The sequence below is a fragment of the Pseudomonas sp. TMW22090 genome, from assembly GCF_022496665.1.
In the GTDB taxonomy this organism is placed as follows: domain Bacteria; phylum Pseudomonadota; class Gammaproteobacteria; order Pseudomonadales; family Pseudomonadaceae; genus Aquipseudomonas; species Aquipseudomonas gregormendelii.
This window is the reverse complement of sequence record NZ_SCFH01000003.1, coordinates 638,357-651,750: the sequence shown is the minus strand read 5'-3', so window position 1 is coordinate 651,750 and position 13,394 is coordinate 638,357. Positions and strand designations below refer to the sequence as shown.

General features: G+C 60.0%; 14 protein-coding genes. 12 read left to right on the top strand and 2 right to left on the bottom strand.

From position 1 onward, the window contains the following. Positions 1–80: 80 nt before the first annotated feature. The 3 genes from EQV97_RS12270 (at position 81) to EQV97_RS12260 (ending at position 3,733) form a co-directional block, all read left to right on the top strand. A complete protein-coding gene (locus EQV97_RS12270) occupies positions 81–1,139 on the top strand; it encodes a PA0069 family radical SAM protein (protein ID WP_122840861.1) in 1,059 nt (352 codons plus the stop codon). A gap of 242 nt (positions 1,140–1,381) precedes the next feature. After that, complete coding sequence (locus EQV97_RS12265) at positions 1,382–2,113, top strand: carbonic anhydrase (protein ID WP_122840862.1); 732 nt, start codon at positions 1,382–1,384, stop codon at positions 2,111–2,113. A gap of 90 nt (positions 2,114–2,203) precedes the next feature. Continuing rightward, the gene (locus EQV97_RS12260; RefSeq protein WP_122840863.1) at positions 2,204–3,733 is read left to right on the top strand and encodes a SulP family inorganic anion transporter; all 1,530 of its coding nucleotides are present in this window, start codon (positions 2,204–2,206) and stop codon (positions 3,731–3,733) included. Positions 3,734–3,825: 92 nt separating this feature from the next. Here the strand turns inward: EQV97_RS12260 and EQV97_RS12255 are convergent, their stop codons facing one another. Further along, positions 3,826–4,476: a hypothetical protein gene (locus EQV97_RS12255; protein ID WP_225568971.1), complete on the bottom strand. Its 651-nt coding sequence runs from the start codon at positions 4,474–4,476 to the stop codon at positions 3,826–3,828. Positions 4,477–4,844: 368 nt separating this feature from the next. Here EQV97_RS12255 and coxB point away from each other — a divergent pair, with 368 nt between their 5' ends. The 4 genes from coxB to EQV97_RS12235 all read left to right on the top strand — a co-directional run bounded on the left by coxB (position 4,845) and on the right by EQV97_RS12235 (position 9,184). After that, complete coding sequence (coxB, locus tag EQV97_RS12250; RefSeq protein ID WP_122840865.1) at positions 4,845–5,972, top strand: cytochrome c oxidase subunit II; 1,128 nt, start codon at positions 4,845–4,847, stop codon at positions 5,970–5,972. A gap of 82 nt (positions 5,973–6,054) precedes the next feature. Next, complete coding sequence (ctaD, locus tag EQV97_RS12245; protein WP_034149470.1) at positions 6,055–7,641, top strand: cytochrome c oxidase subunit I; 1,587 nt, start codon at positions 6,055–6,057, stop codon at positions 7,639–7,641. 78 nt (positions 7,642–7,719) lie between these two features. Beyond that, positions 7,720–8,271 (top strand): cytochrome c oxidase assembly protein, encoded by a 552-nt coding sequence (locus tag EQV97_RS12240; RefSeq protein WP_045059099.1) that lies wholly within the window; start codon positions 7,720–7,722, stop codon positions 8,269–8,271. Positions 8,272–8,296: 25 nt separating this feature from the next. Further along, complete coding sequence (locus tag EQV97_RS12235) at positions 8,297–9,184, top strand: cytochrome c oxidase subunit 3 (RefSeq protein WP_122840866.1); 888 nt, start codon at positions 8,297–8,299, stop codon at positions 9,182–9,184. A gap of 4 nt (positions 9,185–9,188) precedes the next feature. Here the strand turns inward: EQV97_RS12235 and EQV97_RS12230 are convergent, their stop codons facing one another. Further along, entirely contained in the window at positions 9,189–9,392 is a 204-nt protein-coding gene (locus EQV97_RS12230; protein WP_008064738.1) for a twin transmembrane helix small protein, read from the bottom strand. A gap of 70 nt (positions 9,393–9,462) precedes the next feature. On the opposite strand from EQV97_RS12230, the gene EQV97_RS12225 reads away from it, so the two are divergent. Genes EQV97_RS12225 through EQV97_RS12205 form a run of 5 tightly spaced genes read left to right on the top strand, consistent with a single transcriptional unit; the run spans position 9,463 to position 13,371 of the window. After that, a complete protein-coding gene (locus EQV97_RS12225) occupies positions 9,463–10,203 on the top strand; it encodes an SURF1 family protein (protein WP_122840867.1) in 741 nt (246 codons plus the stop codon). Then, positions 10,169–10,762 carry a hypothetical protein gene (locus EQV97_RS12220; protein WP_122841276.1) on the top strand — a complete coding sequence of 198 codons (594 nt, stop codon included), beginning with the start codon at positions 10,169–10,171 and terminating at the stop codon, positions 10,760–10,762. The genes EQV97_RS12225 and EQV97_RS12220 overlap by 35 nt, the downstream gene beginning before the upstream one ends. Before the next feature lie 10 nt (positions 10,763–10,772). Then, the gene (locus tag EQV97_RS12215; RefSeq protein ID WP_045059102.1) at positions 10,773–11,852 is read left to right on the top strand and encodes a COX15/CtaA family protein; all 1,080 of its coding nucleotides are present in this window, start codon (positions 10,773–10,775) and stop codon (positions 11,850–11,852) included. Then, positions 11,840–12,739: a heme o synthase gene (gene cyoE, locus EQV97_RS12210; protein WP_240888994.1), complete on the top strand. Its 900-nt coding sequence runs from the start codon at positions 11,840–11,842 to the stop codon at positions 12,737–12,739. The genes EQV97_RS12215 and cyoE overlap by 13 nt, the downstream gene beginning before the upstream one ends. Then, positions 12,736–13,371 carry an SCO family protein gene (locus EQV97_RS12205; RefSeq protein ID WP_240888993.1) on the top strand — a complete coding sequence of 212 codons (636 nt, stop codon included), beginning with the start codon at positions 12,736–12,738 and terminating at the stop codon, positions 13,369–13,371. The genes cyoE and EQV97_RS12205 overlap by 4 nt, the downstream gene beginning before the upstream one ends. The last annotated feature ends 23 nt before the right edge of the window (positions 13,372–13,394 follow it).

The following is a 13,394-nucleotide window of genomic DNA, read 5'->3' as shown; positions in this document are numbered from 1 at the left end:
TCAGCCAGGCGCCCAATGGCACTGGTCGAACGCGCCATCGCCATGTACTGTATAAACATACAGCTCAAGAGATTCTTTCGATGGCTACTCTACTTCCGCCACGTGGCCGGGGCACCGCCACCAACCCGCACAATCGTTTTGCGCCGAATCGTTCGGTCGCCGAGGACGACGGTTGGTACCAGGAAGTACCGCTCACCCAAGGCACGGAAGTACGCTTCGAAACGGCGAAGACCATCATCACCCGTAACAACTCGCCAGACCTGCCTTTCGATCGCTCGATCAACCCTTACCGCGGGTGTGAACACGGTTGCATTTACTGCTATGCCCGGCCCAGCCATGCGTATTGGGACATGTCGCCCGGACTCGATTTCGAAACCCGGCTGATCGCCAAGACCAATGCCGCCGATGTGCTGGAAGAACAGCTGTCACGACGGGGCTATCAGTGTGCGCCCATCAACCTGGGCTCCAACACCGACCCGTACCAGCCGATCGAACGCGAACACGGGATTACCCGAAAAACCCTGGAAGTTTTGCTGCGCTACCGCCATCCGGTCACCATCATCACCAAGGGTTCGCTGATTCTTCGAGACCTGGACCTATTGACCGAACTCGCCCGGCAGCGGCTGGTGGCGGTGATGATCAGCCTGACCACGCTGGACGATGAGCTCAAGCGCATTCTCGAGCCCCGCGCCGCAGCACCGAAGGCGCGGCTGCGGGCAATCCGTGTGATGCGTGACGCCGGTATTCCTGTAGGGGTGCTGTGTTCGCCGATGATTCCAATGATCAACGACAGCGAACTCGAAAGCCTGCTCACCGAAGCGCAGGCAGCCGGTGCCCAGAGTGCCGCCTACATGATGTTGCGCCTGCCTCTGGAGGTGGCACCGCTATTCGAGGAATGGCTGGCCGCGCATTATCCTCAGCGGGCTGCGCATGTATTGAGCCTGATCCGCCAAAGCCGTGGGGGGGAGCTGTACGACAGTCGATTCGGCGCTCGAATGCGCGGTGAAGGCCCCTTTGCCGACTTGCTGGCGCAGCGCTTCGCCAAGACCATCAAACGCCTGGGGCTCAATCGTCGGGAAGGTTTTGATCTGGACTGCAGTGCCTTCTGTCCCCCGGGTCGCCAAATGTCGCTGATTTAGGGAGAATTAGCCTATTGTTGAAGCGGGACAAAGCATCTGGCCACCACACCAGTCACGTTTTTTGTGACCTGGAACACATGTTCTAGAGCGGTTGATTCAGTTTGAGTTAAGTTTCGCGGGCTACCTTGTTCATCGAGTGACTGACGGGTCGAGATTTCTTGGCCTGGATGTTTTTAACAGCCACTGGCTTCACATCGGACAACACGGGACAATTCCCCGACTCCGCCCAAGAGGATGAATTTATGAGTGACAAGGATAAACAGCCGCTGGCTGCGTCGGCTTCCGCCCAACCCGGAGCGGAGTCTGCCGATGCAGCGCTGCAGCATATCGTTGATGGCTTCTTGCATTTTCATCACGACGTCTTCCCCCAGCAGGAAGAACTCTTCAAAAAGCTCGCGACGGCACAAAGTCCCCGGGCAATGTTCATCGCTTGCGCCGACTCGCGCATCGTTCCTGAACTGATTACTCAAAGCGCGCCCGGCGATCTGTTTGTGACCCGTAACGTAGGCAACGTCGTGCCACCTTATGGGCAAATGAACGGCGGCGTTTCCACTGCCATCGAATATGCGGTGCTGGCGCTGGGTGTGCAGCACATCATCATCTGCGGACATTCCGACTGCGGCGCCATGCGCGCAGTGCTGAACCCCGACAGCCTGGAGAAAATGCCGACAGTCAAAGCCTGGCTGCGGCACGCAGAAGTTGCGAAAACCATGGTCCATGAGAACTGCAACTGCGCCGACGAAAACGAAAGCATGCATGTCCTCACTGAAGAGAACGTGATCGCGCAACTCCAGCACCTGCGCACGCACCCATCCGTGGCTTCGCGCATGGCCAACGGCCAACTGTTCATCCATGGCTGGGTCTACAACATCGAAACCAGCGAAATAAAAGCTTACGACGCGGACAAAGGTTGTTTCCTGCCATTGGATGGCAGCCATCCGATCCCGGTGGCGACGCCCAAAGCGCGCTTCTAACGCCTCCTAAACCCCCTGTGTAGCAAAGCCGAGGCCGCTGAATAAGCAGCCTGGCTTTGCCACGCCTGAAGAAATGTCGGGAGAATCAACATGCGTGCTGCGCAACTCAAAGCTGCACTGCCGCGGGAGCTGCTGGCTTCGGTGGTGGTATTTCTGGTGGCCCTGCCCTTGTGCATGGGCATCGCCATCGCTTCCGGCCTGCCACCCGCCAAAGGCCTGATCACCGGGATCATCGGCGGCCTGGTTGTAGGCTGGCTCGCCGGCTCCCCCTTGCAAGTCAGTGGTCCTGCCGCCGGGCTTGCGGTACTCGTCTTCGAACTCGTGCGTCAGCATGGCATTGCCATGCTGGGGCCGATCCTGCTGTTAGCGGGTTTTCTGCAACTGGTGGCCGGCCGGTTGAAACTGGGCTGCTGGTTTCGGGTGACGGCACCCGCCGTGGTCTACGGCATGCTCGCAGGCATTGGCGTGCTGATCGTGTTGTCACAAGTGCATGTGATGCTCGACGCCGTGCCCAAACCATCCGGCCTGGACAACCTGTCCGCCTTCCCCGCAGCCGTTGCGCAAGCTTTGCCATCGGTGGGCTGGCAGGCTGGCTTGCTCGGCCTGGGGACGATTGCAGTGATGTGGCTGTGGGAAAAATTTCGTCCGCATTCCCTGCGCTTCATACCTGGCGCCTTGCTCGGCGTAGGGCTGGCAACCGGGGCCAGCCTGGTGTTGGCCTTGCAGGTCAAACGAGTGGAAGTCCCTGCTAACCTCGCGGAAGCGATCGACTGGCTGAAGCCGGCGGACTTGCTGAACCTGGCCGACCCCACCTTGCTGATCGCCGCGTTTGCCGTGGCATTTATCGCCAGCGCCGAAACCTTGCTCTCCGCCGCCGCCGTCGACCGCATGCACAGTGGCCAGCGCTCTGACTTCGATCGGGAGCTGTCTGCCCAAGGTGTGGGCAACATGCTCTGCGGCCTGCTGGGTGCGTTGCCAATGACCGGCGTGATCGTGCGCAGCTCGGCCAACGTGCAAGCCGGCGCGACCACGCGACTGTCGACGGTTTTCCACGGGCTGTGGTTGCTGGCTTTCGTCCTGTTGCTCTCCAGTGTGCTGCAGAGCATTCCGGTAGCGAGCCTGGCGGGCGTTCTGGTTTACACCGGGTTCAAACTGGTCGACCTCAAGGCGTTTCGCGGCCTGGGGCGTTACGGCAGGATGCCGATGTTCACCTACGCGGCGACCGCATTGGCGATTGTCTTCACCGACCTGCTGACTGGCGTGTTGATCGGCTTTGGCCTGACGCTGGCGAAGCTGGCGTGGAAAGCTTCGCGCCTGAAGATCAGCCTGATCGACCTGCCTGCCGATGGCGAGATGGAGTTGCGCCTGAGCGGTGCCGCGACCTTTCTGAAGGTACCGGCGCTGACGCAGGTGCTGGGGACTATTCCGCCGGGCGCGACTGTGCACGTGCCGCTCAATAACCTGAGCTACATCGATCACTCGTGCCTGGAACTACTTGAAGAGTGGGGACGAGCGAATGCGGCGAAGGGTTCGAAGCTGCTGATCGAGGCCCGTGGGTTGAAGCGCAGGCTGGAAGGGCGTTTACGGACCACCACCGGCGTAGGGTCTGCAGGGGTCTAAAGCAAAAGATCGCAGCCTTCGGCAGCTCCTACATTGGACCTGTGTGCATTCCGTAGGGGCTGCCGGAGGCTGCGATCTTTCAAGTATTACGGTTAAGCCGCCGGCTGATCCAGGTCCAGGCCCACGCCTAACCGGCGCGACATGCATGGCCAGCGTTTCCACGCGGCGCCCGTGTCCGGGCTGCTGAGCTTCTCGCGATAGGCTTCAACCGACTCTAGCGCAAAACTCTGGTCGTCGAGCATTTCGTCGAGCGCGTGATGCACGGCCTCGTCCAGCTGGTTGGCAAATTCCTCACCGATCAACTGGTGGGCGATCAGGTTGGCAACAGTCATGTCCAATGGGATCAAGGGCTGGCCAAGATGCTTGATGTACAGGTCATTGACCTCTTCGACAAAGCGATGTGCCAGGTAGGCTTCATCCAGCAGGCTGTCGAGCCCGATGTGGCCGGCCATGATGGCGGGCGGCTGGAGGAAATACTGCTCGGCGATTTTCAACACCGGTGTGATCTGCGACTGGATACCCGCTTCCTTGGCCACTTCGTTGGCTGCATCCAGCAGGTCAGGCACCTCGTCAATGTAGGCCGCGACAAAACGAGTGAGCACACCCTTGGCGTCCGTCTCCGGCAGCTGGATGGACGGGTGCAGATGTGGCAGTTTGCTTTCCAGCTGACGAGTCAGCAAGCCAGTCTCGGCTTCGTGCTGTTGGGCTTTTTGGATCTGCTCGCGCAATGCGGCGGTGTTCATGAAAACTCCAGGAAACAAGGCAAAGAAATAGGGAAGACATAACTTAGCTGGCGCAGGAAAATTCTTCAGACGCATTTGTCATAATTATTTCATCCTTAAGACATCAAAGTTATATCCATTTGCCACCACTCGTCTGCATCCTTCTCCATTCGTGCCCTTGAGCGCAAGTGCGTCCTGTCCCGGTTCATTTACCCCATCGCATTGCGAGGTCTCAGTCGCTGTCTATACTCGGGTTGGAATGGAGTTAGCTGATGACGCCCGACTGCACACGCAGCAAGGCCCGGCAATCAAGTTCGTAGTCTGAAAAGCCGCTCCCTTGCCACTGGTGAAAGCCGGCGGGATAACAAGAACGATAAGGGGAACCCGCAATGATGCGACATCCACACGTCTGGATGGGCCTCCTGTTGTGGTCGATTTTCAGTCAGGCGCAAGCGGCCTGGACTGTGAATATGGCGCCTGGAGCGACTGAAATCAGTCACGCAGTATTTGACCTGCACATGACCATTTTCTGGATCTGTGTAGTGATCGGCATCATCGTCTTCGGCGCCATGTTCTGGTCGATGATCCTCCACCGCCGCTCAACCGGGCAGGTGGCCGCAAAATTTCATGAAAGTACGACCGTAGAAATCCTCTGGACCATCGTGCCCTTCCTGATCCTGGTGGCCATGGCGGTTCCCGCGACTGCAACCCTGATCAAGATGTACGACACCAGTGAGCCGGATATCGATATCCAGGTCACCGGTTATCAGTGGAAGTGGCATTACAAATACCTGGGCCAGGACGTCGAGTTCTTCAGCAACCTGGCCACCCCCGCCGAGCAGATCCACAACAAGGAAACCAAGGGCGAGCACTATTTGCTCGAAGTCGACAAGCCGCTGGTGCTGCCGATTGGCGCCAAGGTGCGTTTCCTGGTGACCTCCGCCGACGTTATCCACTCCTGGTGGGTGCCCGCCTTTGCGGTCAAGCGCGATGCCATTCCGGGTTTCGTCAACGAAGCCTGGACCCGTATCGACAAGCCCGGCATCTACCGCGGCCAATGCGCCGAGCTGTGCGGCAAGGACCACGGTTTCATGCCGATCGTGGTCGAGGTGAAGGAAAAGGCCGACTACGAAAAATGGCTGGGCGAACGCAAGGCTGAAGCGGCGCAGCTCAAGGAGCTGACCAGCAAGGAATGGACGCTCGATGAACTCAAGGAACGCGGCGACAAGGTCTATCACACCACGTGCGTAGCCTGTCACCAGGCCGAAGGCCAGGGCCTGCCGCCAATGTTCCCGGCACTCAAAGGCTCGAAAATCGCCACCGGACCGAAAGAAGGGCACTTGGGCATTGTCTTCCATGGCAAACCAGGCACCGCCATGGCAGCGTTCGGCAAGCAGCTCTCGGAAGTCGACATCGCAGCAGTCGTGACTTACGAGCGTAACGCCTGGGGCAACAATAAAGGCGACATGGTCACGCCAAAAGAAGTGCTGGAGCTGAAACAGGCGGAAAGCAAATGACCCGGTCTATTGCGTACCCAAGGAACCGGTCGGGGCAGCGTGCCCCGGCCTGCCCAGCCCATCTGTTTGCAGGAGACACGCCATGAGCGCCGTCATCGATGACCATGGTCATGCCGACCACGCCCACGGCCCCGCCAAAGGCCTGATGCGCTGGGTGCTGACCACCAACCACAAGGACATCGGCACACTGTACCTGTGGTTCGCGTTTTCCATGTTCCTGCTCGGTGGTTCGTTCGCGATGGTGATTCGCGCCGAACTGTTCCAGCCGGGCCTGCAGATCGTCCAGCCGGAATTCTTCAACCAGATGACCACCATGCACGGCCTGGTGATGGTCTTCGGTGCGGTGATGCCGGCATTCGTCGGGCTGGCCAACTGGATGATCCCGCTGATGATCGGCGCGCCGGACATGGCGCTGCCGCGGATGAACAACTTCAGCTTCTGGCTATTGCCAGCTGCGTTCATCCTGCTGGTATCGACCCTGTTCACGCCCGGCGGCGGACCTAACTTCGGCTGGACGTTCTACGCCCCGCTGTCGACAACCTATGCACCGGAAAGCGTGACCTTCTTCATCTTCGCCATCCACCTGATGGGGATCAGCTCGATCATGGGCGCGATCAATGTGATCGCCACCATCCTCAACCTGCGCGCCCCTGGCATGACGTTGATGAAAATGCCGCTGTTCGTCTGGACCTGGCTGATCACCGCGTTCCTGCTGATTGCGGTGATGCCGGTGCTGGCCGGTTGCGTGACGATGATGCTGATGGACATCCACTTCGGCACCAGCTTCTTCAGTGCGGCCGGGGGCGGTGATCCGGTGTTGTTCCAGCACGTGTTCTGGTTCTTTGGGCATCCCGAGGTATACATCATGATTCTGCCGGCCTTCGGTGCCGTCAGCTCGATCATCCCGACCTTTTCACGCAAGCCCCTGTTCGGTTACACCTCGATGGTCTACGCCACGGCGAGCATCGCGTTCCTGTCGTTCATCGTCTGGGCGCACCACATGTTCGTGGTCGGCATTCCGCTGGTGGGCGAGTTGTTCTTCATGTACGCCACGCTGCTGATCGCGGTACCGACCGGGGTCAAGGTGTTCAACTGGGCCAGCACCATGTGGCAAGGCTCGCTGACCTTCGAGACGCCGATGTTGTTCGCCGTGGCGTTCGTGATCCTGTTCTCCATTGGCGGCTTCTCCGGCTTGATGCTGGCCATCGCTCCGGCGGACTTCCAGTACCAGGACACCTACTTCGTGGTTGCGCATTTCCACTACGTGCTGGTGCCAGGGGCGATCTTCGGGATCTTCGCCTCGGCTTACTACTGGCTGCCGAAATGGACCGGCCACATGTATGACGAAACCCTCGGCAAGCTGCACTTCTGGCTCTCGTTCATCGGCATGAACATGGCCTTCTTCCCGATGCACTTCGTGGGGCTGGCAGGCATGCCGCGGCGGATTCCGGACTACAACCTGCAGTTCGCCGACTTCAACATGGTGTCGTCGATTGGTGCATTCATGTTCGGCACCACTCAGCTGTTCTTCCTGTTCATCGTGATCAAGACGATTCGCGGCGGCCCACCCGCACCGGCCAAGCCATGGGATGGCGCGGAGGGCCTGGAGTGGAGCATCCCGTCACCGGCGCCTTATCACACCTTCACCACACCGCCGGAAGTGAAATGAACACCCTCGGCCTTGCGCGAATTCCTGTGGGAGCTGGCTTGCCAGCTCCCACAGGGGTCTCGGTATGGAGTTGGAATCATGGCTGACTCGATTTCGATGAAAAAACTGGTCACCCGCCTGCTGATGGTGGTGGTGGCAATGTTCGTCTTCGGGTTTGCCCTGGTGCCCATCTACGACGTGATGTGCAAGGCATTCGGCATCAATGGCAAAACTTCCGGACAGTACGAAGGTGAACAGACGGTGGATCTGTCTCGCCAGGTACGCGTGCAGTTCCTGTCGACCAACTCCGCCGACATGTCCTGGGACTTCTATCCCAAGCACGATGAGTTGACCGCCAACCCCGGTGCGGTGAACGAGATGATCTTCATCGCCCACAACCCTACCGATCGCCCGATGAGCGCCCAGGCCGTGCCCAGCATCGCGCCCAGCGCTGCGGCAGCGTACTTCCACAAAACCGAATGTTTCTGCTTTACCCAGCAAGTGCTGCAGCCCGGTGAACGGATCGAGATGCCGGTACGTTTCATTGTTGACCGTGACATGCCCAAGGATGTGAAGCACCTGACGCTGTCCTACACGCTGTTCGATATCACCGCCCGACATCCCCCGGTAGCTGTAAACACTGGCGGCTGAGCGTGCCCGATAAGGAGAACAATAAATGGCAACTCATGAGCACTATTACGTACCTTCCCAGAGCAAGTGGCCGATCATCGCCACGGTCGGCATGTTCGTCACCGTGTTCGGCCTGGCCACCTGGTTCAACGACCTGAAAGCTGCGCGCCCGGAATCCCACGGCCCGCTGATCTTTTTCGTCGGTGGCCTGCTGGTGGCGTACATGCTGTTCGGCTGGTTCGGTACGGTGATCAAGGAAAGTCGCAGCGGCTTGTACAGCGCGCAGATGGACCGTTCATTTCGTTGGGGCATGAGCTGGTTCATCTTTTCGGAGGTGATGTTTTTCATCGCCTTCTTCGGAGCACTGTTCTATGTACGGCAAGTCTCGGGTCCCGCGCTCGGCGGAGAAGGCGCCAAAGGCATAGCTCACATGCTCTGGCCCAACTTTGAGTTCGTCTGGCCGTTGCTGAACAACCCTGACTCGAAACTGTTTCCGCCACCCAAGGACGTCATCAGCCCATGGGGCCTGCCGTTGCTCAATACGGTGTTGTTGGTGAGTTCCAGCGTGACCGTCACCATCGCCCACCACGCCTTGAAGAAGGGCCATCGCGGCGCGCTGAAAATCTGGCTGGCGATCACCGTGCTGCTGGGCTGCGCGTTCCTCTTTTTCCAGGCTGAAGAATACATCCACGCTTACAAGGAACTGGGCCTGACACTGGGCTCGGGCATCTACGGCGCGACGTTCTTCATGCTCACCGGGTTCCACGGCGCCCACGTGACCATGGGCACGATAATCCTGTTCGTGATGCTGATGCGGGTGATGCGCGGGCACTTCGACAACGAGCATCAGTTCGGCTTCGAAGCGGCGAGCTGGTACTGGCACTTCGTGGACGTGGTGTGGATCGGTTTGTTCGTCTTCGTCTACGTACTGTGAGGCATCACCAAGGCGCGTGAGACACCAGCTGGCCGCTGAAGAATCCCCAGGCGATCAAGCCGACGGTAATGGCGGCCAGGGCTACACGAACACTCAAGGCAATGACGAGACGGTTCGAGCTGCTGTCGTCCTTGACCAGAAAAAACAGGCCGCTGAACAGGCTGACAACCGTGGCAATCAGCATCAGGACGATGGCTGCTTTGAGCATGGTGAGACTCCAGGGGAAATGCGATGCACTTGAGTATAGCTATCGCGACTACCGACATTCTGGCGACGTCATGAAGCGCTTCCGGCCAGGTATCGTGCCGAGTTTGGTGGTGGCCTTGTTGCTGCCACTGCTGGTCTCGCTCGGTTTCTGGCAACTGAATCGCGGCGCGGAAAAAAGCGCGCTGCTGAACAGTTATGCCGAGCGCCGGGTGGCGCAACCGATGGCCAGCACTGCATTACAGCACACTGAGGATCCTGCCTTCCGCCGGGTCGTGCTGCGTGGCCAGTTCGATGCCGCGCACAGCCTGCTGCTGGATAACCGCCAACGGGACGGCAAGGTCGGGGTCGAGTTGCTGCAGCCGTTTCAGGATCAAGCCAGCGGCCAATGGCTGCTGGTCAATCGCGGTTGGCTGCCCTGGCCGGACCGGCGCATCCCCGCGCAATTCACCACGCCAGGCGAAGTATTGAACCTCACCGCCTGGGTCTACGTTGCTCCGGGCGCTACTTTCCAGCTTCACGCCGACCCGGCCACCACCACCTGGCCCCAACTGGTGACAGCGGTTGAGCCGGCGAAGCTCTGGGCAGCATTGGAGCGTGATGGTTTCCCTTACGAATTACGTGCAGAACCGGGTCCCGGGACCTACCAGGCCGATTGGCCGGTGGTCGCCATGGGGCCAGAAAAACACATCGCTTATGCCGTGCAGTGGTTCGCCATGTCGATCGCCCTGCTCGGCCTGTTCATCTACCTCGGCTGGCACAACGCAAAGGAGAAACACCATGGGAGCGGCCATGAATCCACCCAGCATGTCTGAAGCGAAGTCGCCGGCAAGTCGGCGCAAAGGCCGTTTGCAGCTGCTGCTGATTCTGCTTGGAGTGATCGGTCCGATGATCCTCGCCACCGGCATGTACAAACTGCAGTTCTGGGTGCCGGAGGGGCGCAGCTATCACGGCGAACTCATCGGCAATGGCCAGACCCGCGCCGACCTTGGCGTGCAGGCTCAGGAGCAACGCTGGCAAATACTGGTGACTGCACCCAAAGACTGCTCGGTTGACTGCCAGCAGCTGGTGTACCTGGCGCGCCAGGTGCAGATCGGCCTCTCCCGCGATGCATCACGGGCCAGTCACGCCCTGGCCGCCGCGCAGCCGCTCAACAGCGAGTACGAAGCCAAGCTCGCCCGCGAATACCCACAACTGCAACGTTATCCCATGGACCTGACCACGTTCAGCAAGACCACTGGTGACCACGCCGTGCCGCAGCTGTGGATCATCGACCCCCACGGCAATCTGGTGCTGCGCTACGACCCGACCGTCAAGGGCAAGGACCTGCTCAACGACCTGCGCCACCTGCTGAAACTGTCGAACATCGGATAAGGGCATCGTCATGGCCAAACCTGGATTTCGCCTCGCGCTGTTTGCCACCCTGCTGGCACTGATAGTGGTGTTGCTCGGCGCCTATACCCGCCTGACCCACGCCGGCCTTGGCTGTCCGGACTGGCCGGGCTGCTATGGCTTCATCAGCGTGCCAAAAAGCGAGGCCCAGCTGGCCCATGCCGAATTGCATTTCCCCGACACGCCCGTCGAAGCCCACAAAGGCTGGAACGAGATGATCCATCGGTACTTTGCCGGCACCCTTGGGCTGCTGATTGCCGTACTGGCCGGCCGTGCGTGGGTGCATCGTCGGCACCCGGGGCAACCGGTGAAGTTGCCGTTGTTTTTGTTGGCCGTGGTTATCGCCCAGGCCGCGTTTGGCATGTGGACCGTGACGCTCAAGCTCTGGCCGCAAGTGGTCACGGGGCATCTACTCGGCGGCTTTGCCACCTTGAGCCTGTTGTTTCTCCTGACCTTGCGCCTGTCCGGGGTTTTGCCGGCACTGACCGTGCCACGACGCCTGCAGCACTGGGCAACCGCTGGTTTGCTGCTGGTGATCGGGCAGATCGCCCTTGGAGGCTGGGTCAGTTCGAACTATGCCGCCGTAGCCTGCATCGACTTCCCGACCTGCCACGGACAATGGCTGCCGCCGGCTGATTTTGCCAACGGCTTTCACCTCACACAACACATCGGCCCGAACTACCTGGGTGGACAACTGGACAGCGATGCCCGCACCGCGATTCACCTGACCCACCGAATCGGCGCGTTGCTGGTAACCCTTGTATTGCTCGGCCTGGCGTGGCAACTCAAGGTCGTCGGCATGACCCGGCTGGCGGGGCTGGTGCTGGTCGCGCTCGCCGCCCAGATCACCCTGGGCATCAGCAACGTGCTGTTCCACCTGCCATTGCCGGTGGCCGTCGCGCATAACGCCGGCGGCGCAGCACTGCTGCTGACGTTGGTGCTGGTCAATTATCACGCGCGAACCAGCCTGGTTCGGGTCAAACAGCAATTCCCTGCACGCTGGCGGTTCAGCCCGCGTAAACATTCAGCCGGGCCCATAACAATAAAAGGAGAGATGCCATGGCGACTCTGATCGGCGAACGTCACAGTCAGGCGATCTGGCGTGATTATCTGGAGCTGACCAAGCCGAAAGTGGTGGTGCTGATGCTGATCACCTCACTGGTCGGCATGTTCCTCGCGACCCGCGCCGGGGTGCCCTGGACGGTGCTGATCTTCGGTAACCTGGGGATTGCGTTGTGTGCCGGCGGCGCGGCGGCGGTCAACCATGTGGTGGATCGGCGCATTGATGCAGTCATGGCCCGCACCCACAAACGGCCCCTGGCCGAAGGAAGGGTTTCACCGGCCGCCGCGCTGACCTTTGCCCTGGTGCTGGCCGTGCTCGGCCAGGCCCTGCTGTTGACGTTCACCAACCCGTTGACCGCCTGGCTGACCCTGGCCTCCCTGCTGGGTTACGCGGTGGTCTACACCGGTTTCCTCAAGCGCGCGACTCCACAAAACATCGTCATCGGCGGATTGGCCGGTGCCGCGCCTCCGCTGCTTGGCTGGACCGCTGCGACCGGCCATATCAGCGCCGAACCGCTGCTGCTGGTCCTGATCATATTCGCCTGGACCCCGCCGCACTTCTGGGCGCTGGCGATTCACCGCAAGGAGGAATACGCCAAGGCCGACATCCCGATGCTGCCCGTGACCCACGGCGAGCACTACACCAAGGTGCACATCCTGCTTTACACCTTCGCGTTGCTGGCCGTCAGCCTGATGCCTTACGTGATCCACATGAGCGGCCTGCTCTACCTGGCCTGCGCGATCGTCCTGGGCGCGAGGTTCCTGCAATGGGCCGTGGTGTTGTACCGTGGCACTCGGCCGCACGCGGCGATCAACACCTTCAAGTACTCTATCTGGTACTTGTTCCTGCTGTTTATCGCGCTGCTCGTAGACCACTACTTACTGTTGAACCTATGACTCGAACCCAGAAAACTGTCTTCATCCTCGTCGCCCTGATCGCGCTTGTGCTGGGCCTGACCATCAATAAAGTGCTGTCTGGCAAAGGCCAGGGGGACCCGACGGAGTTGATCGACGCCGGCATTATCCTGCTGCCGCAAAGCCGCAACCTGCCTGATCTGACCATGACCGACCAGGATGGCAAGCCGGTTGCGGTCGACGAGTTGAAAGACAAATGGTCACTGCTGTTCTTCGGCTACACCTTCTGCCCGGACATCTGCCCGACCACCCTCGCCCAACTGCGCCAGATCAAGAGTGAGTTGCCGGCGGACGTGGTGGACAAGCTGCAGATCATCCTGGTCAGTGTCGACCCCAATCGCGACACGCCCAAGCAGCTCAAGCAGTACCTGGGCTACTTCGACCCGCAGTTCATCGGCTTGACGCCGACCTCGATCGCCGACCTGCAAAAATTCGCCAATGCGGTGAGCATCCCGTTCATCCCGGCAGATACCAGCAAGCCGAACTACACGGTGGATCACAGCGGCAACCTGGCGGTGATTGGCCCGGATGGGACGCAGCGCGGGTTTATTCGGGCGCCGTTGAATAATGTGAAGCTGGTGGCGCAGTTGCCGGTGATGCTCAAACGCCAATAGTTTTTTTCAGGCACAAAAAAAGA

Coding starts and splice junctions, on each gene's coding strand:
- EQV97_RS12270 (WP_122840861.1), top strand. CDS start 81: ATGGCTACTCTACTTCCGCCACGTGGCCGGGGCACCGCCACCAACCCG.
- EQV97_RS12265 (WP_122840862.1), top strand. CDS start 1,382: ATGAGTGACAAGGATAAACAGCCGCTGGCTGCGTCGGCTTCCGCCCAA.
- EQV97_RS12260 (WP_122840863.1), top strand. CDS start 2,204: ATGCGTGCTGCGCAACTCAAAGCTGCACTGCCGCGGGAGCTGCTGGCT.
- EQV97_RS12255 (WP_225568971.1), bottom strand. CDS start 4,476: ATGAACACCGCCGCATTGCGCGAGCAGATCCAAAAAGCCCAACAGCAC.
- coxB (WP_122840865.1), top strand. CDS start 4,845: ATGATGCGACATCCACACGTCTGGATGGGCCTCCTGTTGTGGTCGATT.
- ctaD (WP_034149470.1), top strand. CDS start 6,055: ATGAGCGCCGTCATCGATGACCATGGTCATGCCGACCACGCCCACGGC.
- EQV97_RS12240 (WP_045059099.1), top strand. CDS start 7,720: ATGGCTGACTCGATTTCGATGAAAAAACTGGTCACCCGCCTGCTGATG.
- EQV97_RS12235 (WP_122840866.1), top strand. CDS start 8,297: ATGGCAACTCATGAGCACTATTACGTACCTTCCCAGAGCAAGTGGCCG.
- EQV97_RS12230 (WP_008064738.1), bottom strand. CDS start 9,392: ATGCTCAAAGCAGCCATCGTCCTGATGCTGATTGCCACGGTTGTCAGC.
- EQV97_RS12225 (WP_122840867.1), top strand. CDS start 9,463: ATGAAGCGCTTCCGGCCAGGTATCGTGCCGAGTTTGGTGGTGGCCTTG.
- EQV97_RS12220 (WP_122841276.1), top strand. CDS start 10,169: ATGGGAGCGGCCATGAATCCACCCAGCATGTCTGAAGCGAAGTCGCCG.
- EQV97_RS12215 (WP_045059102.1), top strand. CDS start 10,773: ATGGCCAAACCTGGATTTCGCCTCGCGCTGTTTGCCACCCTGCTGGCA.
- cyoE (WP_240888994.1), top strand. CDS start 11,840: ATGGCGACTCTGATCGGCGAACGTCACAGTCAGGCGATCTGGCGTGAT.
- EQV97_RS12205 (WP_240888993.1), top strand. CDS start 12,736: ATGACTCGAACCCAGAAAACTGTCTTCATCCTCGTCGCCCTGATCGCG.